Below are 19,067 nucleotides of genomic sequence, written 5' to 3'. Positions count from 1 at the left end.
TACGAGGGAGCGGCGAGGGCCGCTGGGGAACGGGAGACTCGCATGAGCGACCGGACGCAGGGTTCGGTGCGCACCGGGTCCCGGCCTGGGGGCGCCACCGCGTCGACGAAGGCGCCGACCGGCCAGCAGCCCGCCGCCGACGGGGGGTCCCCGGCCACGGCCGCCCCCTCCGCACCCGGCACGGGCACCCAGCGGGTCTCCCCGGCCGACGGCACCGCACCGGTCGCATCGGCTCCGGTCACCGTCCCGCCCGCCACGCCGGACGCCACCGAGCCCCCGGCCGCCGCGCCGGCTCCGGCCACGGGCGCCGGCACCGGCGTCGTCGCGACGAAGGCCGCCCCGGCTGCCGCGACGGCTGCCCCCGCCACCGGGTCCCCCGCCACCGGGTCCGCCGGCAAGCCGGGCAAGCAGAAGCCGGCCCGCGGCCCGCGCCGTGCCCGGCTGCAGCTACGGCACATCGACACCTGGTCGGCGCTGAAGATCTCACTGGTGCTGTCCATCGCGATGTTCTTCATCTGGATGGTCGCCGTCGGCGTCCTGTACGGCGTGCTCTCCGGCCTCGGCGTCTTCGACACGCTCAACGACCTCTTCGGCCAGCTCGGTACCGCCTCCGGCGCCGACGGCAGCACCGAGGTCATCACCCCGGGCATCGTGTTCGGCGGGGCGGCGGTCATCGGCGCGATCAACATCGTGCTCATGACCGCGCTGTGCACCGTCGCGGCGTTCATCTACAACATGTGCTCGGACCTGGTCGGCGGCCTCGAGGTCACCCTGTCCGAACGCGACTGAGCGGAGGGGGGCCGACCCCCCTCCGACCGCCTCGGACGGGCCAGGTACGCTGTTCGAGGTTCACGGGCCTGTAGCTCAGGCGGTTAGAGCGCATCCCTGATAAGGATGAGGCCGGAGGTTCAAGTCCTCCCAGGCCCACCCGTGTCCCGGCGCCCAGCGCGCCACCCGGCCCGTCCTCCGGACGGGCCGGCCCACTCCGCAGGGCGGAGCCGGGGAACTCCCGTCGAGGAGGTACACCGCGTGCTGAAGAAGCTGGCGCTGGCGGCAGCCGGGGCAGCGGCCCTGGCCCTCGTCCGCAAGCGGTCCGCCGGCCGGACCGAGGCCGACCTGTGGGCCGAGGCCACCCGCGGCCCGCAGGCGGTCAGCACCCCCACCGCACGCTGACCCACCGGGGCACCCGCCCCGTCCCGGGGACGTAGCTCAATTGGCAGAGCACCGCCTTTGCAAGGCGGGGGTTAGGGGTTCGATTCCCCTCGTCTCCACGCTCCCGGCCCCGCCGGCCGGCCGGAGGTCACCGCGTCACGGACGCCCGCCGGCGCCGCGCCGGCCGGCTCCGGGTCCGGTCCGGCCCCCCGTGCGCCGTCGCCCGCGGAGAACGCCATCCGCAGCCCGACGGGAACCGTGATCGCCGGGATCCGGGCAGCGACGTCACGGGAGCCTCCCCGGAGCGGCCGACGCCGGAACGCCGACGACGCCGCCCCGGGTCGTCCACGGCCGCAGGGACCTCCGTCACTGGACGCCGCGCCTGTGCGGCGTCACTGTCGGCCCCGCTCGTGGCCCACCGGCCGGGCGGGCCAGGGCTCGCGACGAGGAGCAGCCATGGCGCGGAAGACGATCGACTGCCGGACGGTGCCGAGCGACTACGACTGCACCGTCCAGATCTCGGGCGAGGAGGACGAGGTCCTCGAGCTCGCGGTCGCCCACGCGGTCAGCGCGCACGGGCACACCGACGACGCCGAGCTGCGCGACGGGATCCGTGCCGCGATGCGCGACGAGGAGGCCCTGCTGGCCGAGCAGGGCTCGTTCCTCCAGTTCATCGAGTTCCGCGCCCGCGGCCTCGACGAGTTCCGCCGGCTGGCCGAGCAGTGGCGGGAGCGCATGGGCCGGGAGACGACCGCCCGGTGGGGCATCGTGGCCGCCGACCGCGACCGGCTCGACACCTACGTCGAGATCGTGGCCTTCCCCGACCACGCCTCGGCGATGCGGAACTCCGAGCACCCGGTGACCGCCGAGTTCGCCAAGCGGATGCAGGAGGCCACCGAGGGCGAGGCGTCCTTCCGCAACCTCGACGTCGCCGAGGTGCTGCGCATGTAGGAGGAGCCCCGTGCCCGCCACTCGCGGGCCCGCGGCGGGACCCTGCACGGGGCCACGGTCCGCTCCCCGCGGTCCGCGGGGAGCGGACCAGTGGGAGAGTGGGCGTCGTGACCGAATCGACTCCCGCACGCCGCGCCGTGCTGCACACCAACCACGGCGACATCACCGTGGACCTGTTCCCCGACCACGCCCCGAAGACGGTCGCGAACTTCGCCGACCTCGCCGAGGGCCGCCGGGAGTGGACCCACCCGCAGACCCGCGAGAAGACGACCGACCGGCTCTACGACGGCACCGTCTTCCACCGGATCATCGACGGCTTCATGATCCAGGGCGGCGACCCGCTGGGGCAGGGCATCGGCGGCCCCGGCTACAAGTTCGGCGACGAGATCCACCCCGAGCTGGCCTTCACCAAGCCGTACCTGCTGGCCATGGCCAACGCCGGCCCCGGCACCAACGGCTCCCAGTTCTTCATCACGGTCGCCCCGACCACGTGGCTGACCGGCAAGCACACGATCTTCGGCGAGGTGGCCGACCAGGCCAGCCGCGACGTCGTCGACCGCATCGCCAAGGTGCCCACCGCCCGCGGTGACCGGCCGGTCGAGGACGTCGTCCTGCAGTCGGTCGAGGTGCAGCGCAGCTGACCACCGGACCCGACGACGGGGGCGCCGGCCAGCCGCAGCCGGCGCCCCCGACGACCACCTGCTACCGGCACCCCGACCGGCCGACCCGCATCTCCTGCACGCGCTGCGGACGGCCGATCTGCCCGGAGTGCATGACCCCGGCCTCGGTCGGGTTCCAGTGCCCCCAGTGCGTCCGCGACGGGCAGGCCGACGTGCGCCGGCCCCGCCAGGCGCCCCTGCTGCGCCGGGCGAGCCGCCGGTTCGGGCTGGTCACCGTGAGCCTCATCGGGCTCAACGTGGCCATGTTCGTCGCGACGGCGGTCTCCGCGGGTCTCGTCGGGGCCAACCCACTGGACAACCAGTTCTCGCCCCTGTTCGCCCGGCTGGCGCAGATCCCGATCCTGGTCCAGCTGGGGGAGGACTGGCGGCTGCTCACCGCTGCGTTCCTGCACATCGGGCTCGTCCACCTGGCGCTGAACATGCTCGCGCTGCTGGTGTTCGGCTCGGAGCTGGAGCGGCAGCTCGGCCGCTGGCGCTACCTCGTCGTCTACCTCGTCTCGCTGCTCGGCGGGGCGGTGGCGCTGCAGCTGTTCGGCGACCCGGGGCGGGCGGTCGCCGGCGCCTCGGCGGCCATCTACGGCCTGCTGGGCGGCCTGGCGGTCGTGATGATCGCCCGCAGGCAGGACCTGCGGGGCCTGCTCACGCTGCTGGCGATCAACGTGGTCATCAGCTTCCTGCCCGGCGTCTCCCTGCTCGGCCACCTCGGCGGGCTGGTCGCCGGGTTCGCCGCCACCGGCATCGTCGTCCTGGCCCGCCGGCGGACCGAGCTGCAGGTGCTGGGGCTCATGCTCCTGGCCGCGGCCCTGGTCGTGGTGGCGCTGACCGTGCCGACCATCGCCGTCCTGGGCTAGCGGCCGCCGGCCTCGGCGCCGGCCGGCGGCAGCTCGAGCAGGGCGCGGGCGACGTCCTCCGGGTCGGTGCCGAGGTCGCGGCGCCCGAGCAGGACGAGCACCCCGTCGTCGTCCGCGCCGACGGCGGTGTCCAGCTCCAGCAGCCGCGACCGCACGCCCCAGCGCCGGGTCTCGCGCACCCGCACCCGCAGCAGCGCCCACGGCAGCTCCAGCGTGCCGGTCAGCCGGCGGACGAGGAGCCCGTCGGGATCGGTGGCCAGCCGCGGCCGCAGCACGCGGTCGCGCAGCGCCAGGAGCAGCAGCAGGACGGCGGCCGCGCCGACCAGCACCCGGCCCACCGGGTCCAGCAGCACGGCGAGCACGGCCAGCACCACCCCCGCGACGGCGAGGGCGACGGTCTCCGCCGGCCGTGTGGACCACTGCACCCGTCCAGCCTTCCAGCCGGGCCTTCGGAGCGGGTGCGTGGACGTCCTACCATCGCCGGAGGGGCGTGACGCCGCCCACGTCGACGAGGAGTGGTCATGCGAGATGCCGTCATCTGTGCCGCCGTGCGGACCCCGGTGGGCAAGCGGGGCGGGGGGTTGTCCGGTGTGCACGCCGTCGACCTCTCCGCGCACGTGCTGGAGGCGCTGGTGGCACGCACCGGCATCGACCCGGCCGTGGTCGACGACGTCATCTGGGGCTGCGTGAGCCAGATCGGCGAGCAGACGTACAACGTGGCCCGCAACGCGGCGCTGGCCGCGGGCTGGCCCGAGACGGTGCCCGGCACGACCATCGACCGGCAGTGCGGCTCCAGCCAGCAGGCGGTGGCCTTCGCGGCGGCCAGCGTCGTCAGCGGCCAGGCCGACGTCGTCGTCGCCGGTGGTGTGGAGTCGATGAGCCGGGTGCCGATGGGTTCCTCGGTGGGCGACGGCACGGCCGGCCGTCCCCTCGGCCCGCGGTTCATGGAGCGCTACGGCGTGGCCCCCAACCAGGGCGTCGGCGCCGAGATGATCGCCGAGCGGTGGGGCTTCTCCCGCACCCGGCTCGACGAGTTCTCCCTCGCCTCCCACGAGAAGGCCGCCAAGGCCCAGGCCGACGGCGCCTTCGACGAGGAGATCGCGCCGGTCACCACCCCCGACGGCACCGTGGTGCGGGCCGACGAGGGCGTGCGGCCGGGGGGCACGCTGGAGAAGCTGGCGTCGCTGAAGACCCCCTTCAAGGCCGACGGCGTCATCAGCGCGGGCAACGCCAGCCAGATCTCCGACGGCTCGGCCGCGCTGCTGGTGACCACCTCGGAGAAGGCCCGCGAGCTCGGCCTGCGCCCGCTGGTCCGCGTGCACACCACGGTCATGGCCGGCGACGACCCGGTCATCATGCTCACCGCGCCGATCCCGGCCACCCACAAGGTGCTGCAGCGCTCCGGGCTGTCGATCGACGACATCGGCCTGTTCGAGGTGAACGAGGCGTTCGCGCCGGTGCCGCTGGCCTGGCAGGTGGAGACCGGGGCCGACCTGGACCGGGTCAACCCCCGGGGCGGCGCGATCGCGCTCGGCCACCCGCTCGGCGGCTCCGGCGCCCGCATCATGACCACGCTCGTCCACAGCATGCTGGCCACGGGCACCCGCTACGGCCTGCAGACGATGTGCGAGGGCGGCGGGATGGCGAACGCGACGATCCTCGAGCTGATCGACGCCTGATCCACAGTTCCCCACGACGGCCCCCGGTCCCCCTGCGGACCGGGGGCCGTCGCCGTCTCTGTGGAGGAACGGGGAGACCGGGACATCTCCCGTGGTCAGATCGCGTGTCGGAGTGCCGGGCGCTGGGTAGGGACGCGGTGCGGCCGCCGCCCTGAGCCTGCCGCCAAGTCGATTCGTCCACAGCTGTGTGCACAGCTGGGGATGGAGTCACAGGCATGTAGTTACTCGGGGGCCCTTCGCGTCACATCCGCCTCACCCGTGGGGAAACCGCAGGTCAGCGGAGTTTGATCGAACATCCGTTCTCCACACACGGTGGACAACTCTGGGGGTATCGCGCTTTGTCGACCTGTGGACGCAGCGATCGGCTGTGCACAGCGGCACCTGTGAACAACACGGTGGGTGTTCGGGCGCTCACATGACAACGGCCCCCGTCCCCGGGTGGGGACGAGGGCCTCGTGAGGGTCGTGCGGCCCCCTCCCCGGGCCCGCCCCGAGCGTGCCAGGGGTGGGGAGGAGGGGGGTCCTTCTTCAGCGCCAGCGCATCGACATCACCAGGCCGGCGACCATGAGGCCGAACCCGATGGCGAAGTTCCACGGCCCGAGGCCGTTCATCACGCCGATCCGGTCGCCGGCGACGTAGAAGACGACGATCCACAGGAGCCCCAGCAGCATGAGGACGACCATGAGCGGCGCGTACCAGCGGGGGCTGGGCGTGGCGGCCCGTGCGGCCGGCGTCCCGGCTTGCAGCGTGCCCTGCGGCGGCGTGTAGACCGACTTCTTGCGCACCTTGGACTTGGGCACCGTGCGAACTCCCTCCGGGGCCGGTTCGTCGCTGCCGGCCGTGACAGAACTCCAGCCTAAGCTGCGACCGTGGCCGGAGCCCGCACCCTGACCCGTCCGGGGCACCGCCGTGGCGCCGCGTGGGCGGCGCTGGTGCCCGTCGTGGCGCTCCTCGCCGGGCTGCTGTTCGCCACCTCCAGCCAGACCGCCGGCGGCACCGACCTGCGCGGCGGGGAGGTCACCGAGCTGTCGGCGCTGATCGGGGCCCGGGAGGAGGTCCTCCGGGCCCAGCAGCAGCAGCTGGCGGCGCTGCGCGACCAGACGCAGGCGCTGACCGACCAGGCCGCCTCCCGGGACGGCGCGGTGGCCGCCGCCCAGGCCCAGGACGACGGCGCCGAGCTGTCGGCGGGCCTGGTCGCGCTCAGCGGCCGCGGTGTGGAGATCGTCCTGGACGACGCGCCCCGCCGGCCGGACGGCTCGCTGCCGATCGGCGCCCGCCCCGACGACGTGGTCATCCACCAGTCCGACGTGCAGGCGGTGGTGAACGCGGTGTGGGCCGCCGGGGCCGACGGCGTCGCGATCATGGACCGGCGGCTGATCGCCACCAGCGCCGTCCGCTGCGTCGGCAACGTGCTGCTCCTGGAGGGCCGCACGTACTCGCCCCCGTTCGTGGTCACCGCGGTCGGGGACACCACCGCGATCCGCGCCCAGCTGGCCGCCTCGCCGCAGGTGGCGGTGTTCCAGCAGGCGGTCGAGGACTTCGGCCTCGGTTTCGACGTGCGCGACCGCCCGTCTCTGACGGTGCCGGCCTACGAGGGCACGCTGGCCATGGAGCACGCCACCGCCACCGACGACTGAGTGAGGCCCCGTGCGGGGTCCCGCTGCCAGTCCGCGAGTGGTGGGGAGCACGGGGTCTGCCTGGTACACAGGGAGCGTGAACCGCCCCGTCCTCGTCGTCGACAACTTCGACAGCTTCGTCTACAACCTGGTCCAGTACCTGGGTCAGCTGGGCGTGCGCTGCATCGTCCGCCGCAACGACGCCGTCACCGTCGACGAGCTCGCCGACCTCGACGTCGCCGGGGTGCTGCTCTCCCCCGGCCCCGGGACGCCGTCCGGCGCCGGGGTGACGGTGCCCATGGTGCGGGCCGCCGCGGACGCCGGCACGCCCGTCCTCGGGGTGTGCCTGGGCCACCAGGCGATCGCCGAGGCCTTCGGTGCCGAGGTGGTGCGGGCGCCGGAGCTGCTGCACGGCAAGACCAGCCAGGTGGTGCACACCGGCGCCGGCGTCCTCGCCGGGCTGCCCTCGCCGTTCACCGCCACCCGGTACCACTCGCTGGCCGTCGAGCGCGCCACGGTGCCCGACGAGCTCGAGGTGACCGGGGAGACGCCGTCGGGGATCGTGATGGCCCTGCGCCACCGGGAGCTGCCCATCGAGGGCGTGCAGTTCCACCCCGAGTCGGTGCTCACCGAGGGCGGGCACCGGATGCTCGCCACGTGGCTGGAGACCTGCGGGATGGCCCCCGACCCCGCCGCGGTCGAGGCGGCCGCAGCGGCCGTGCGCCGGCTCACGACGGTCGCCACCCCCGCCTGAGTCCCCCCGGCACGGCGAAGGGCCCCTCCCGCTCGGGAGGGGCCCTTCGCCGTCGGTGCGGTCGGTTCGTGGCTCAGCCGCCGCCACCGGTGCCGTCACCGGTGCCGCCGCCGCCCTGGGGCGCCCGGCCGACGGTGATGGTCACCGTCGAGCCCGGCTCCACCTCGGCGTCAGCCGACGGGCTCTGGGCGATCACGAGGCCGACGTCGGCCGGGTCGGGAGCGTCCTGCTGGACCACGTTCACGACCAGTCCGAGCCCCTGCAGCGCGCTGGTCGCCGCCGACTGCTGCTGGTCGACGACGTTCGGCACGGTGACCGTCTCCGGCTCCGCGGGGCCGCTGGAGACCCGCAGGGTGATCTGGGCGTCCGCGGTCGCCTGGCTGCCCGCCGCCGGCGACATGGCGACGACGGTGCCCGCGGGCTGCTCGTCCTCGACCTGCTCCGGCCGGACGTTGGTGAACCCGTCCCCGCGCAGGGCCTGGACGGCGGCGTCCTGCTGCTGGCCCACCACGTCGCGCACCTCGGCGTCCCCGTCGGACACCGACAGCGTGATCGTCGTGTCCGGCGGCACCTGGGTGCCCTGCTCGGGGTCGACGAGGACGACGGTGCCCTCCGGCTCGAGGGAGTCGACGGCGTCGCGGTTGACGTTCCCCGTGAAACCGGCGTTCTCCAGGGCGGTCCGCGCGTCGTCCTCGTCCAGGTTGACCACCGGCGGGACGGCGACGCTGTCCGGGGCCGCGCCGACGACGAGGTCGACCTCGCTGCCCTCGTCGACCCGCGCGCCGCTGGCGGGGGTGCTGGAGACGACGTTGCCCACTTGGGAGTCGTCGTTGGTGATCTCGGTGGTCACGTCGCCCACGACCAGGCCGGCGTCGGTGATGGCGGCCTCCGCGTCGGCCCGCGGCAGGTCGACCAGGGTGGGCACGGCGACCTGCTGGGCGGCCGGGGTCTCCGGGTCGTCGCCGGAGTTGAGCAGCAGGGCCGCGGTGATCACGCCGCCGAGCAGCAGGACGGCGGCGACGACGGCGATGACCACCCGCGTGCGCTTCCGCTTCCGGGCCGCCTCGTCGTCGCCCTCGTCCCAGTCGCCGCCGCCGTAGCCGGGGGGCGCGCCGAGGATGGTGGTCTTCTCGGCGTCGTTCATGACCGGCGTGGCCTCGACCCGCTGGCCGGCCAGTGCACGGAGCAGGTCGTTGCGCATGTCCGCGGCCGACTGGTAGCGGTTGGCCGGGTTCTTGCTCATCGCCTTGAGCAGGATCGCGTCGAGCTCCGGCGGGATCGCCGGGTTGATCGACGACGGCAGGCGGGGGTCCTCGCGGACGTGCTGGTAGGCCACCGCGACCGGGGAGTCGCCGGTGAACGGCGGCGCGCCGGTGACCAGCTCGTAGAGCAGGCAGCCGACCGAGTAGACGTCGGAACGGGCGTCGACGCCCTCACCGCGGGCCTGCTCGGGGGAGAGGTACTGGGCGGTGCCGATGACCGCGGCGGTCGAGGTCATCGTGGCGGCGGAGTCGGAGACCGCGCGCGCGATGCCGAAGTCCATGACCTTGACCGAGCCCTGCGGCGTGATCATCACGTTCCCGGGCTTCACGTCGCGGTGCACGATGCCGTTGCGGTGGCTGAAGTCCAGGGCCCCGCAGATGTCGGCGGACAGGCTCATGGCCCGCTCGGGGGAGAGCACCCCCTCGCTGCGCAGCACGTCACGCAGGGTCTGGCCCTCGACGTACTCCATGACGATGTACGGCGTGGCGCCGCTGGGCGAGCGATCCTCGCCGGTGTCGTAGACCGCGACGATCGCCGGGTGGTTCAGCGAGGCCGCGGCCTGTGCCTCGCGCCGGAAGCGCACCTGGAACGACGGGTCGCGGGCCAGGTCGCTGCGCAGCACCTTGACGGCCACCTCGCGGCCCAGCCGCAGGTCACGGCCCCGGTGCACCTCGGCCATGCCTCCGCGGCCGAGCACCCCGCCGATCTCGTAGCGCTCTCCGAGCACCTGCGGCGTGGTCATCGGGGGTCCTCTCGGGCGGTGCGGTCCGGCGTCCAGGGGGAGTCGGGCAACGGGCGGACGCGGCGGACGGGTGGGCCGGCGGGGAGCCTAACCGCTGGGACGACCCCGACCCGGGAGCCGCGGGGGAGCGGGATCACTCCGTCGCACCCGCGGCGCCCGGTGCCGGCTGGGCGTTCCCCGTCCCGGTCGCGGGAACGGAAGGCTCGGTCGCCGTCGGTGCTGGGTCTCCCGGGAGGTTCCCGCCCGGCGGGTTGGCGGGCGCCTCATCCCCCTCGTCCCCTTCCCGCTCACCGCCCGGGTCCTGGTTCTCCCCCGGATTGCCGCCGTTGCCGTTCCCCTGGCCGTTGCCCTGACTGCTGCTCGACGTGTTGCCGGGCGCCGTGGTCGTCCGGCTGGGTGTCGTCGTGGTGGGCACCGCCGTCGTCGGCTGGGGCTGGGTCTCGCTCGGGTCGCTCTCGTCGGTGGTGTCGGGCGCGTAGTCGTCGGGTGCGTAGTACAGCGTGACGACGGTGCCCAGGGGCACGGCCTCGTTGGCCGGGTCGGAGGCGACGACGTCGTCGGCGTCGAAGGCCCGGCCCGGCGCGGTCACCTGCGCGGCGGTCGCCTCGCGCTGGCTGACCTGCAGGCCGTTGCCGACCAGGTACTCCTCGACGTCGTCGACGTTCTGCCCGATGAACTCGTCGGTGTTGACGGTGAACGTGCCCGCCGCCGTGGAGGTGCTGGTGGCCGGTGCGCTGGTCTGCTGCGGGTCGGCCGCCGAGGGGTCGCCGTCGCCGGAGAGCAGGAACCAGGTACCGCCGCCGAGCAGCGCGAGCAGCAGCAGGCCGGCGACCACCCACACCCACCGGTTGCGGCCGCGGGACGGCTCCGCGTGGCGGGGCCCGTCCCAGGTGCCGTCGTCCTCGGCCGGTCGCCGCAGCGGCGGCATGGTCCCCGGCGCCGTCCCCGGGCCGCCGGTGTCGCCGGTGCCGCCGGCGGAGGCGGCGCCGAGCACCTGGGTGCGGCTGTCGGACACGTCGGTGACGAGCTCGGTCTGGGCCGTCGCGGGCTCCGCCGACGTGGGCACGGGGACCGCGGCGACGGGCCCGGGGCGCGGACGCCCTGCGGCCGGTGTGGCCGGCCCGCCGGACCCGGGAGCCGACAGGCCGCTCCCCGCGGCCACCGAGCGGATGGCGGCGGCGAACGCACCGCCGTCGGGGAACCGGTCGGCGGGGTCCTTGGCCAGGGCCCGCTCGATCAGCAGCCGCACCGCGGCCGGCACGTGGCCCGGCAGCGGCGGCGGCGGGCGGTTGATGTGCGCCAGGGCCACGGCCACCTGGGAGGTGCCGTCGAAGGGGCGGCCGCCGGTCAGGCACTCGTACCCGACCACGCCGAGGGAGTAGACGTCGGAGGCGGCGGTGACCTCGAAGCCCTGGGCCTGCTCGGGGGAGAGGTACTGGGCGGTGCCGACGACCATGCCGGTGCGGGTCAGCGGTGTGGCGTCCCGTGCGCGGGCGATGCCGAAGTCGGTCAGCTTGACCACGCCGTCGGGCCGGACGATCAGGTTGCCCGGTTTGATGTCGCGGTGCACGACGCCGGCCTTGTGCGCCGCCGACAGGCCGTCGGCGGACTGGCCCAGCACGTGCAGCGTCCAGTCGACCGGGAGCTTGCCCTCCTCGTGGAGGATCGTCACCAGCGGCTTGCCCTCGACCAGCTCCATGACGAGGAACGCCAGCTGCCCGCCGCGCTCGTCGTCGGTCTCGCCGTAGTCGTAGACCGAGGCGATGTTCGGGTGGCTCAGCGCCGCGGTGTGCCGCGCCTCGTTGCGGAACCGCGCCACGAAGCTGGGGTCGCCGGTGAACTCGCTGCGCAGCACCTTGGCGGCGACGACGCGGTCGAGCACCCGGTCGCGGGCCCGCCACACCTCCCCCATCCCGCCGGTCGCGATGGGGGCGGTGATCTCGTAGCGGCCGGCGAGGATCGTGCCGGTGGACAGGGCCATCAGCCGCCCTGCCCGTCCAGGTGGGCCTGCATGACCTCACGGGCGATGGGGGCGGACACGTCCCCACCCGTACCCCCGCCGTTGGCCACGAAGACCGCGACGGCGATCTGCGGGTCGTCGGCCGGGGCGAACCCGACGAACCAGTTGTGGTCGGGGCCGGCGTTCTCCGCCGTCCCGGTCTTGCCGGCGACGGTGACGCCGGGGATGCGGGCGGCCCGGCCGGAGCCGTTGGCGACGACGCTCTCCATCATCTCGGTCAGCTGGCCGGCCACCTCGGGGGTGACCGGCTGGCTCAGCTCCTCCGGGTCGGTCTCGTCGATGACGCTGAGGTCGGGGGCGCGCAGCTGGTCGACCAGGTACGGCTGCATGAGCGTGCCGTCGTTGGCCACCGCGGCGGCGATCATCGCCGCCTGCAGCGGGGTCACCACCACGTCCTGCTGGCCGATCGAGCTCACGCCGAGCTGCGCGTCGTTCTCCGGGTCGCCGATGGTGCTGGCTTCCACGGTCAGCGGGATCTCCCGCCGCTCGCCGTCCATCCCGAACGCCTCGGCCATCTCGCGCACCCGGTCCTCGCCGAGGTCGATGCCGAGCTGGGCGAAGGCGGTGTTGCAGGAGATGGTCAGCGCGTCGATCAGCGGCTGCTCGCCGGTGCTGCTGCAGCGGGAGCCGCCGAAGTTCTCCAGTTCGGTGTTGGTGCCGGGCAGGGTCAGCGTGTCCGGCGCCGGGATCACGGTGTCCGGCGTGTACTCCCCGGTGGCCAGCGCGGCCGCCGAGACGACCACCTTGAACACCGACCCCGGCGGGTAGTTGTCGCCGATCGCCCGGTTCAGCCGGGGATCGCGGTCGGCGTCGTTGAGTTGCGCCCAGTAGTCCCGGATCGCCTGCGGGTCGTGGCTGGAGAGCAGGTTCGGGTCGTACGTCGGCGTGCTGGCCATGCCCAGCACCGCGCCGGTGGAGGGGTCCAGGGCTACGACCGCGCCGGTCACGCCCTCGAGGCCGGCCATCGCGGCCTCCTGGACGGCGGGGTCGAGGGTGAGGACGACGTCGCCGCCGGAGGGGTCGCGGCCGGTGAACAGGTCGGCGAGCCGCCGGGCGAACAGTCGGGCGTCGTTGCCGGCGAGGAAGTCGTTCATCGACCGCTCGGTCTGGGCGTTGCCGTAGACCAGCGAGTAGTAGCCGGTGACCGGCGCGTACAGCTCCCCCTGCGGGTACTGCCGCAGGTAGGTCAGCCGGTCGTCGGTGGCCACCGAGGTGGCGATCTCGGTGCCCGCGACGACGATCGAGCCGCGCTCGCGGTCGTACTCCTCCGACAGCACCCGGGTGTTGCCCGGGTCGGTGCGCAACTCGTCGGAGCGGACCACCTGGATGTAGTTGACGTTGATGATCAGCAGCGTGAACAGCACGAGCACGCTGATGGCGACCCGGCGCAGGGGTGCGTTCACGGCGTCACCACCTCGGTGGGCGCGTCGCCCAGCGCCGGCTTCGGCGGCCCGGCGGGGGCGGCCGGACGGCGGGCGGCGTCACTGATCCGCACCAGGACGGCGACCAGCACGAAGTTGGCCACCAGCGAGGACCCGCCGTAGGCGAGGAACGGGGTGGTGAGGCCGGTCAGCGGCAGCAGGCCGGTCACCCCGCCGAGGACGACGAACACCTGCCAGGCGATGGCGAAGGACAGGCCCGCGGCGAGCAGCTTGCCGAAGGCGTCGCGGACGATCAGCGAGGTGCGCAGCCCGCGCTCGACCAGGACCAGGTAGACGATGATCACCGCGACCAGGCCGAAGAGCCCGAGCTCCTCGCCGATGGCCGCGGCGATGAAGTCGCTCTTGGCGACCGGCACCTGGTCCGGGCGTCCGCCGCCGAGGCCGGCGCCGAACAGGCCGCCGGTGCCGAGCCCGAACAGCGACTGCACGAGCTGGTAGCCGGAGCCGTCCCGGTACTCGAAGGGGCTCAGCCAGACGTCGACGCGCGACTGGACGTGGGTGAACACCGAGTAGGCGATGAGCGCGGCGCCGGCGAACAGGCCGAGGCCGATGAGCAGCCAGCTGGCGCGCTCGGTGGCGACGTAGAGCATCACCACGAAGATGCCGAACAGCAGCAGCGAGCTGCCCAGGTCGCGCTCGAAGACCAGCACGAGGATCGACAGCGCCCAGGCCACCAGCACCGGCCCGAGGTCGCGGGCGCGGGGCAGCTCCAGGCCGGCCACCCGGCGGCTGGCCAGCGCGAGGACGTCGCGCTTGTCGACCAGGTAGGCGGCGAAGAAGACGATCAGGCAGATCTTGGCGAACTCACCGGGCTGGATGCTGAAGCCCGCGAGCCGGATCCAGATCTTGGCGCCGTTGACCTCCGACATCGAGGAGGGCAGCACCGCGGGGATCGCGAGGAGCACCAGGCCGACCAGGGCCAGCGTGTAGGCGAACCGGGAGAGCACCCGGTGGTCGCGCAGCACCACCAGGACGGTGACGAACAGGACGACGCCGAGGGTGGCCCAGACCAGCTGGACGGGGGCGTCCTCGCGCGTGGCGCTGCTGTCGATCTGCTCGGCGGCGAGGTCCAGGCGGTGGATGACCGACAGCCCGAGGCCGGTCAGCAGCGCCACCGCGGGCAGCAGCAGCGGGTCGGCGTAGGGCGCCCACCGGCGGACGACGACGTGCACGACGGCCCACAGCGCGGTGAACCACCCGCCGAAGGTGAGCAGCTCCGGGCGCAGTGACCCGGTGATGGTCAGGTCGACGATGCCCTGCGCGACGAGCGTGATGACGACGGCGAAGGCCAGCAGCGCCAGCTCGGTGTTCCGCCGCTTCGGCGGGGCCGCACCCGCCGCGTTCGCACGGGGGTCCGTGGACGGGCCGGTCGTCACTTCGCCTCCCGGCAGTCCACTCCGGGCTCGGGCGCCGGCGTCGACCGCTCGGACACGGTGGCCTCGGGCGTCGTCTCCGCCGGGACGGCCGGCGGCACGAGCCCGCCGGGTGCCGGGACGCCGTCGGGAGCCGGGGTCGGAGTGGGGGTGGGGGTGGGGGTGGGCAGGGACCGGCTGCTGTCGTCCTCGCTCGGGCACACGGGCAGCCGCTGCGCGCGCAGCATCGCGACGATCCGGTCGGCGTGGTCGCCGTCGGTGGCCTCGATGCCCCGGCGGACCTTGCTCGCATTGGCCTGGGGGAGGTCACCGACGGCCAGGTCGGTCACGTCGGCCACGCGGTTGAGGTCGACGCCGAGCAGGGCGGTGTCGATGCCGCGGAAGACGGTGACCCGCTCGCCGGCGGAGGTGTCCTCGACGCCGACGAACCAGTTCGACAGCAGCCACAGGTACACGCCGACCAGCACCGCGACCCCCAGCAGCAGCGCGCCCAGGCCCCACAGCAGCCGGCGCCGGCGGCGTCCCGGCGGTGGAGCCGCGACCATGCCGGCGCCCGCGCCGGACGGCGTCGGCGGCGTCGGGGGCGGATCGTGCAGCGCCGCACGCCCGGCCGCCGATCGGGGGTCGACCTCGCGCTGACCGATGTTGTCGCCGGCCGCGCCGTCGACCACGGGGTCCACCGGCGCGGTGCCGTGCCCGCCGTCCTCGACGACGTCGGCGACGATGACGGTGATGTTGTCCGGCCCGCCGCTGCGCAACGCCAGCTCGATGAGCCGGTCGGCGGTCGCCTGGGGGTCGGGGTCGAGCAGGGCGGCGGCGAGGGTCTCCTCGCTCACGACGCCGGACAGGCCGTCGGAGCACAGCAGGTAGCGGTCGCCGGCGCGCGCCTCGCGCATCGACAGGTAGGGGTCGACCTCCTGCCCGTTCAGCGCGCGCAGCAGCAGCGAGCGCTGGGGGTGGTGGTTGGCCTCCTCCGGTGTGATCCGACCGTCGTCGATCAGCGTCTGCACGAACGTGTCGTCGTGGGTGATCTGGGTGAGCACGCCGTCGCGCAGCAGGTAGGCGCGGGAGTCGCCGATGTGGCACAGGGCCAGCCGGCCACCGGCGAACAGGACGGCGGTCAGCGTCGTCCCCATGCCCTCCAGCTGCGGGGACTCGCGGATCACCTCGCGCAGGTGCTCGCTGCCGTCGAAGACGGCCTCCCGCATCGCCTGCAGCATGTCGCCGGACGGGGCGTCGTCGTCCAGGTGCTCCAGGGCGGCGATGACGACCTTGCTGGCGACGTCGCCGGCGGCGTGCCCGCCCATGCCGTCGGCGACGGCGAGCAGCCGGGGACCGGCGTACACCGAGTCCTGGTTGTTGCCGCGGACCAGGCCGCGGTCGGACCGGGCCGCGTAGCGCAGCACGAGGGTCATGAACGCAGCTCCAGGGCCGTCTGGCCGATCCGGATCGGCTGACCGGGGGCGATCAGCAGCGGGCCCTGCACGCGCTGCTGGTCGAGGTAGGTGCCGTTGGTGGAGCCGAGGTCCTCGACGTACCACTGGCCGCCGCGGTTGGTGAGCCGGGCGTGGCGGGAGCTGGCGAAGTCGTCGGTGAGCACGAGGGTGGAGTCGTCGGCCCGGCCGATGAGGATCGGCTGCTCACCCAGGGTGATCTTGGTGCCGGAGAGTGGTCCGGCGGTGACGACCAGCGTCTTGGGCCCGCGGTTCCTCTTCTTGCCGGCGGCCGCGCGCGGGGGCACCGACGCCACCCGGCCGGCCCGGCCGCCGAACAGGTCGGCGCGCACCACCCGGAACGCGGCGAAGATGAACAGCCACAGCAGCAGCAGGAAGCCGAAGCGGAAGATCTGCAACACGATCTCGGCGGTCATCGCAGAACCTGCTTCACGCGCCGTCCTGCCGGTACACCAGCACCGAGTGGCCGATGCGGATCACGTCGCCGTCCGACAGCGGCTGCCGGGTGATCCGGCGGCCGTTGACCAGGGTGCCGTTGGTGGAGCCGAGGTCCTCGGCGATCGCGGTGGCCCCGTCGAGGACGACGTCGACGTGCCTGCGGCTCACCCCGGTGTCCGGCAGCCGGATGTCGGCGTCGGTGCCGCGGCCGATGACGTTGCGGCCGGTGGTCAGCTCGTGCCGGGTGCCCGGGCCGTCGACCAGCAGGACGTGGGTGACACCGGGCCGGGTGCCGGCCCGCCCGACCACCGACGACGGCTGCTGCCGGCCGGTGTCGGTGGCCATCCGTCCCTGCAGCGGGGGCAGCGGCGGGACGCCGCCGGTGGGCAGCGGCGCGGGGACGTCGTCGGCGCGGCTGCCGGGACGCGCGGGGTCGGCGACGTGCGAGCTGACCTCGAAGACGCCGGTGAGCAGCGCCTCGTCGCGCTCCAGCCGCACCTGGACGGCGTCGAAGACCTGGTAGCCCTCGGCGTCGATGTGCTCGGAGACCATGTCGGCGAGCTGGGCGGCCAGCTGCTCGGACCACTCGGCGAGGTGGTCGTAGTCGGTCGGGCCCAGCCGGACGTCGTAGACGTTGGGCGCCAGTACCCGGCCCTCGCCCATGACGCTGCGCTGCTCGTCGGCCTCGCGGGTCAGGGCCTTGGCGATCTCCGCCGGGTGCACCTTGCCCTTGAAGAGCCGGGCGAAGGCCAGCCCGACCATCCCCTCCAGCCGCCGCTCGAAGCGCTGCAGCACACCCACAGTCGCTCCCTTGCGCTCGCGCGGACGTCCCGATCTGCCATCGTTGATCGTAGCCGGGTGCGCGGCGGCGGACCGGCCGGTGACCTCCCGACGCCCCGGGCGCGGCGCGTCGGCGCGGGGCGGGGGTGCCCCCCTCCTCGGGTGTCCGCAGAGGTGCTGCTAGGGTTCTTCCTCGCCAGGGCAAGTGGCGGAATGGCAGACGCGCACGGTTCAGGTCCGTGTGTCCGAGAGGACGTGGGGGTTCAACTCCCCCCTTGCCCACCGGCACGACGACGCGGCCCCGGGGTTCCGACCCCGGGGCCGCGTCGCGTCTCGGCTCCTCCCCGGGCCCGGCCGACCGTCACCCCTGGGGGTTGGCGAGGCTCCAGGTGCCGTGCGGTGGAGCCGATGACGGTCAGGTGATCGTGTCGGCCGTCCCTGTCTCGTCCCGCCGCGCCCGTGGACCCGTCCGCGAGCCGGTGGGGCCGTCGACGGCTCGTCCGGAGGGGGAGCGGTGAGGAGGTTCCGCGCGGTGCGACCCGGGGCGGATGCGGACGCCGAGCAGTTGCGGCGGCTGCTGGCGGAGACCTCGCGGCTGGAGCGCCTCCAGGCCACCCTGCTCGACAACATCGTCGAAGGCGTGCTGCTGCAGGATCCCGAGGGTCGCGTGATCACCAGCAACTCAGCGGCACGCCGCGTCCTCGGTCTCACCGCGGACCAGTTGCACGGTCAGGCGCTCCACGAGCTGCGGTCGGCGCTGCGGCCCGACGGCACCCCGTGGCCGGCCGACCAGCGGCCGACCGCCGCCACCGTCCACGCCGGCGTGGGCATCCGCGGCCGCGTCGTCGGCGTCCACGTCGAGGGCGAGCTCAGGTGGCTGTCGCTGAACACCGACCCGGTGCTGGCGCCCTCCGGTGAGGTCGAGTACGTCGTCTCCTCCATCCGCGACGTCACCGAGGAGCACGCCGCCGTCCTGGCGGGGCAGCAGGTCGCCCGCGCACGGCGGGAGCGGGTGGAGCAGGTGCTCCGCGACGGTGGGCCCAGCGTGGTGGTCCAGCCGATCGTGGACCTGACCACCGGGCAGGCGGTGGGCGCGGAGGCCCTGTCCCGCTTCCCCGCCCACGTCCGGCAGGGGCCGGAGGCGTGGTTCGCCGACGCCACCGCCGTCGGACTCGGGGCGGAGCTCGAGCTCGCGGCCATCGAGCGGGCCGTGGCCACCCTGGACCGGCTGCCTCCGGACCTGTACCTGTCGCTCAACGCCTCCCCGGCGACTCTCGCGTCACCGCGGCTGGTCGGGTTGATCACCTCTGGCCCCACCGAGCGGCTGGTGATCGAGCTGACCGAGCACGTCCCGGTCGCCGACTACGACGTCCTGGCCGCTCCGTTGAACCGGCTGCGCTGGTCGGGGGTCCGCCTCGCGGTCGACGACGCCGGCTCCGGGTTCGCGTCCCTGCAGCACATCCTCAACCTCGCCCCGGACGTCATCAAGCTGGACCGTGCCCTGGTGGGGGGCATCGACACCGACCCCGCCCGGGCCTCCCTCGTGAGCAGCCTCGTGCTCTTCGCCGACCGCATCGGCGCCACCCTGGTCGCCGAGGGGATCGAGCACGCCCGGGAGCACGCCGCCCTGCAGGGCCTGGGCGTCCGCCACGGCCAGGGCTTCCACCTGGGCCGTCCCCGCCCCGTCACCGTGCTGGCGGACGCACTGCGCCGTCCCCGACAGGACTGCGCGGTGCTCGCCTAGCTGTACTGCCCATGAGCGTTGTTGACGGCGCCGAGGCCTGATCCAACGAGGAGACCTCCGAGCGAAGGTGTGGGTGCTGACGCCACGCCCGAATGCTCGGAGGTCTCGTGTCCCACGCTAACGCTCGC

At 74.1% G+C, this 19,067-nt stretch carries 18 protein-coding genes, 3 tRNA genes and 1 pseudogene; 13 read left to right on the top strand and 9 right to left on the bottom strand.

Features of this window, described 5'->3' with window-relative positions:
* The first annotated feature begins 42 nt into the window (after nucleotides 1-42).
* The 8 genes and pseudogenes from ACI784_RS02835 to ACI784_RS02800 all read left to right on the top strand — a co-directional run bounded on the left by ACI784_RS02835 (nucleotide 43) and on the right by ACI784_RS02800 (nucleotide 3,634).
* Nucleotides 43-789 carry a DUF3566 domain-containing protein gene (locus ACI784_RS02835; protein WP_457012462.1) on the top strand — a complete coding sequence of 249 codons (747 nt, stop codon included), beginning with the start codon at nucleotides 43-45 and terminating at the stop codon, nucleotides 787-789.
* Nucleotides 790-853: 64 nt separating this feature from the next.
* Nucleotides 854-927, top strand: a tRNA-Ile gene (locus tag ACI784_RS02830).
* A gap of 102 nt (nucleotides 928-1,029) precedes the next feature.
* Nucleotides 1,030-1,173, top strand: coding sequence for a DLW-39 family protein (locus ACI784_RS02825; RefSeq protein ID WP_456921840.1), 144 nt, complete (start codon nucleotides 1,030-1,032; stop codon nucleotides 1,171-1,173).
* A 25-nt stretch (nucleotides 1,174-1,198) separates the two neighbouring features.
* A tRNA-Ala gene (locus tag ACI784_RS02820) sits at nucleotides 1,199-1,271 on the top strand.
* 337 nt (nucleotides 1,272-1,608) lie between these two features.
* A complete protein-coding gene (locus ACI784_RS02815; protein ID WP_457012461.1) occupies nucleotides 1,609-2,103 on the top strand; it encodes a DUF1059 domain-containing protein in 495 nt (164 codons plus the stop codon).
* 107 nt (nucleotides 2,104-2,210) lie between these two features.
* On the top strand, nucleotides 2,211-2,744 hold the full coding sequence (locus ACI784_RS02810; protein WP_456850887.1) for a peptidylprolyl isomerase: 534 nt from the start codon (nucleotides 2,211-2,213) through the stop codon (nucleotides 2,742-2,744).
* Nucleotides 2,741-2,869 (top strand): annotated as a pseudogene (locus ACI784_RS02805) (hypothetical protein); the annotation flags it as partial. The gene ACI784_RS02810 and the pseudogene ACI784_RS02805, both read left to right, overlap by 4 nt.
* A gap of 6 nt (nucleotides 2,870-2,875) precedes the next feature.
* A complete protein-coding gene (locus tag ACI784_RS02800) occupies nucleotides 2,876-3,634 on the top strand; it encodes a rhomboid family intramembrane serine protease (protein WP_456921838.1) in 759 nt (252 codons plus the stop codon).
* Here ACI784_RS02800 and ACI784_RS02795 read toward each other — a convergent pair.
* Complete coding sequence (locus tag ACI784_RS02795; protein ID WP_456921837.1) at nucleotides 3,631-4,059, bottom strand: PH domain-containing protein; 429 nt, start codon at nucleotides 4,057-4,059, stop codon at nucleotides 3,631-3,633. The two genes, ACI784_RS02800 and ACI784_RS02795, sit on opposite strands and share 4 nt — an antisense overlap.
* Nucleotides 4,060-4,155: 96 nt before the next feature.
* Here ACI784_RS02795 and ACI784_RS02790 point away from each other — a divergent pair, with 96 nt between their 5' ends.
* Nucleotides 4,156-5,313: a thiolase family protein gene (locus ACI784_RS02790; protein WP_457012459.1), complete on the top strand. Its 1,158-nt coding sequence runs from the start codon at nucleotides 4,156-4,158 to the stop codon at nucleotides 5,311-5,313.
* 527 nt (nucleotides 5,314-5,840) lie between these two features.
* Here the strand turns inward: ACI784_RS02790 and crgA are convergent.
* Nucleotides 5,841-6,113 (bottom strand): cell division protein CrgA, encoded by a 273-nt coding sequence (gene crgA / locus ACI784_RS02785; RefSeq protein ID WP_456921835.1) that lies wholly within the window; start codon nucleotides 6,111-6,113, stop codon nucleotides 5,841-5,843.
* A gap of 69 nt (nucleotides 6,114-6,182) precedes the next feature.
* Between crgA and ACI784_RS02780 the strand changes: the two genes are divergently transcribed.
* Nucleotides 6,183-6,950, top strand: a complete 768-nt coding sequence (locus ACI784_RS02780; RefSeq protein WP_457012458.1) for a DUF881 domain-containing protein — start codon at nucleotides 6,183-6,185, stop codon at nucleotides 6,948-6,950.
* Between the two features lie 76 nt (nucleotides 6,951-7,026).
* Nucleotides 7,027-7,683: an aminodeoxychorismate/anthranilate synthase component II gene (locus ACI784_RS02775; RefSeq protein ID WP_456921833.1), complete on the top strand. Its 657-nt coding sequence runs from the start codon at nucleotides 7,027-7,029 to the stop codon at nucleotides 7,681-7,683.
* Nucleotides 7,684-7,756: 73 nt separating this feature from the next.
* Here the strand turns inward: ACI784_RS02775 and pknB are convergent, their stop codons facing one another.
* The 7 genes from pknB to ACI784_RS02740 all read right to left on the bottom strand — a co-directional run bounded on the left by pknB (nucleotide 7,757) and on the right by ACI784_RS02740 (nucleotide 17,216).
* Nucleotides 7,757-9,688 (bottom strand): Stk1 family PASTA domain-containing Ser/Thr kinase, encoded by a 1,932-nt coding sequence (gene pknB, locus ACI784_RS02770; RefSeq protein ID WP_457012457.1) that lies wholly within the window; start codon nucleotides 9,686-9,688, stop codon nucleotides 7,757-7,759.
* A gap of 133 nt (nucleotides 9,689-9,821) precedes the next feature.
* A complete protein-coding gene (locus tag ACI784_RS02765; protein ID WP_457012455.1) occupies nucleotides 9,822-11,669 on the bottom strand; it encodes a serine/threonine protein kinase in 1,848 nt (615 codons plus the stop codon).
* Complete coding sequence (locus tag ACI784_RS02760) at nucleotides 11,669-13,111, bottom strand: peptidoglycan D,D-transpeptidase FtsI family protein (RefSeq protein ID WP_456921830.1); 1,443 nt, start codon at nucleotides 13,109-13,111, stop codon at nucleotides 11,669-11,671. The genes ACI784_RS02765 and ACI784_RS02760 overlap by 1 nt, the downstream gene beginning before the upstream one ends.
* Nucleotides 13,108-14,526 (bottom strand): FtsW/RodA/SpoVE family cell cycle protein, encoded by a 1,419-nt coding sequence (locus ACI784_RS02755; protein WP_457012454.1) that lies wholly within the window; start codon nucleotides 14,524-14,526, stop codon nucleotides 13,108-13,110. Before ACI784_RS02755 ends, ACI784_RS02760 begins: the two co-directional genes overlap by 4 nt.
* Nucleotides 14,523-15,938: a PP2C family protein-serine/threonine phosphatase gene (locus ACI784_RS02750; protein ID WP_457012453.1), complete on the bottom strand. Its 1,416-nt coding sequence runs from the start codon at nucleotides 15,936-15,938 to the stop codon at nucleotides 14,523-14,525. Before ACI784_RS02750 ends, ACI784_RS02755 begins: the two co-directional genes overlap by 4 nt.
* Entirely contained in the window at nucleotides 15,935-16,393 is a 459-nt protein-coding gene (locus ACI784_RS02745) for an FHA domain-containing protein FhaB/FipA (protein WP_456921827.1), read from the bottom strand. Before ACI784_RS02745 ends, ACI784_RS02750 begins: the two co-directional genes overlap by 4 nt.
* Nucleotides 16,394-16,406: 13 nt before the next feature.
* Nucleotides 16,407-17,216 (bottom strand): FhaA domain-containing protein, encoded by an 810-nt coding sequence (locus ACI784_RS02740; protein ID WP_457012452.1) that lies wholly within the window; start codon nucleotides 17,214-17,216, stop codon nucleotides 16,407-16,409.
* A 178-nt stretch (nucleotides 17,217-17,394) separates the two neighbouring features.
* On the opposite strand from ACI784_RS02740, the gene ACI784_RS02735 reads away from it, so the two are divergent.
* Both ACI784_RS02735 and ACI784_RS02730 read left to right on the top strand, forming a co-directional pair.
* Nucleotides 17,395-17,477, top strand: a tRNA-Leu gene (locus ACI784_RS02735).
* A 250-nt stretch (nucleotides 17,478-17,727) separates the two neighbouring features.
* On the top strand, nucleotides 17,728-18,939 hold the full coding sequence (locus ACI784_RS02730) for a sensor domain-containing phosphodiesterase (protein ID WP_457012451.1): 1,212 nt from the start codon (nucleotides 17,728-17,730) through the stop codon (nucleotides 18,937-18,939).
* The last annotated feature ends 128 nt before the right edge of the window (nucleotides 18,940-19,067 follow it).

The sequence above is a fragment of the Geodermatophilus sp. SYSU D01186 genome, from assembly GCF_054050215.1.
This window is presented reverse-complemented; position numbering and strand designations above follow the sequence as displayed.

Excerpts from the sequence above, each read along its gene's own strand:
- ACI784_RS02835 (WP_457012462.1), top strand. The coding sequence starts at position 43 with ATGAGCGACCGGACGCAGGGTTCGGTGCGCACCGGGTCCCGGCCTGGG.
- ACI784_RS02815 (WP_457012461.1), top strand. The coding sequence starts at position 1,609 with ATGGCGCGGAAGACGATCGACTGCCGGACGGTGCCGAGCGACTACGAC.
- ACI784_RS02800 (WP_456921838.1), top strand. The coding sequence starts at position 2,876 with ATGACCCCGGCCTCGGTCGGGTTCCAGTGCCCCCAGTGCGTCCGCGAC.
- ACI784_RS02790 (WP_457012459.1), top strand. The coding sequence starts at position 4,156 with ATGCGAGATGCCGTCATCTGTGCCGCCGTGCGGACCCCGGTGGGCAAG.
- pknB (WP_457012457.1), bottom strand. The coding sequence starts at position 9,688 with ATGACCACGCCGCAGGTGCTCGGAGAGCGCTACGAGATCGGCGGGGTG.
- ACI784_RS02765 (WP_457012455.1), bottom strand. The coding sequence starts at position 11,669 with ATGGCCCTGTCCACCGGCACGATCCTCGCCGGCCGCTACGAGATCACC.
- ACI784_RS02750 (WP_457012453.1), bottom strand. The coding sequence starts at position 15,938 with ATGACCCTCGTGCTGCGCTACGCGGCCCGGTCCGACCGCGGCCTGGTC.
- ACI784_RS02745 (WP_456921827.1), bottom strand. The coding sequence starts at position 16,393 with ATGACCGCCGAGATCGTGTTGCAGATCTTCCGCTTCGGCTTCCTGCTG.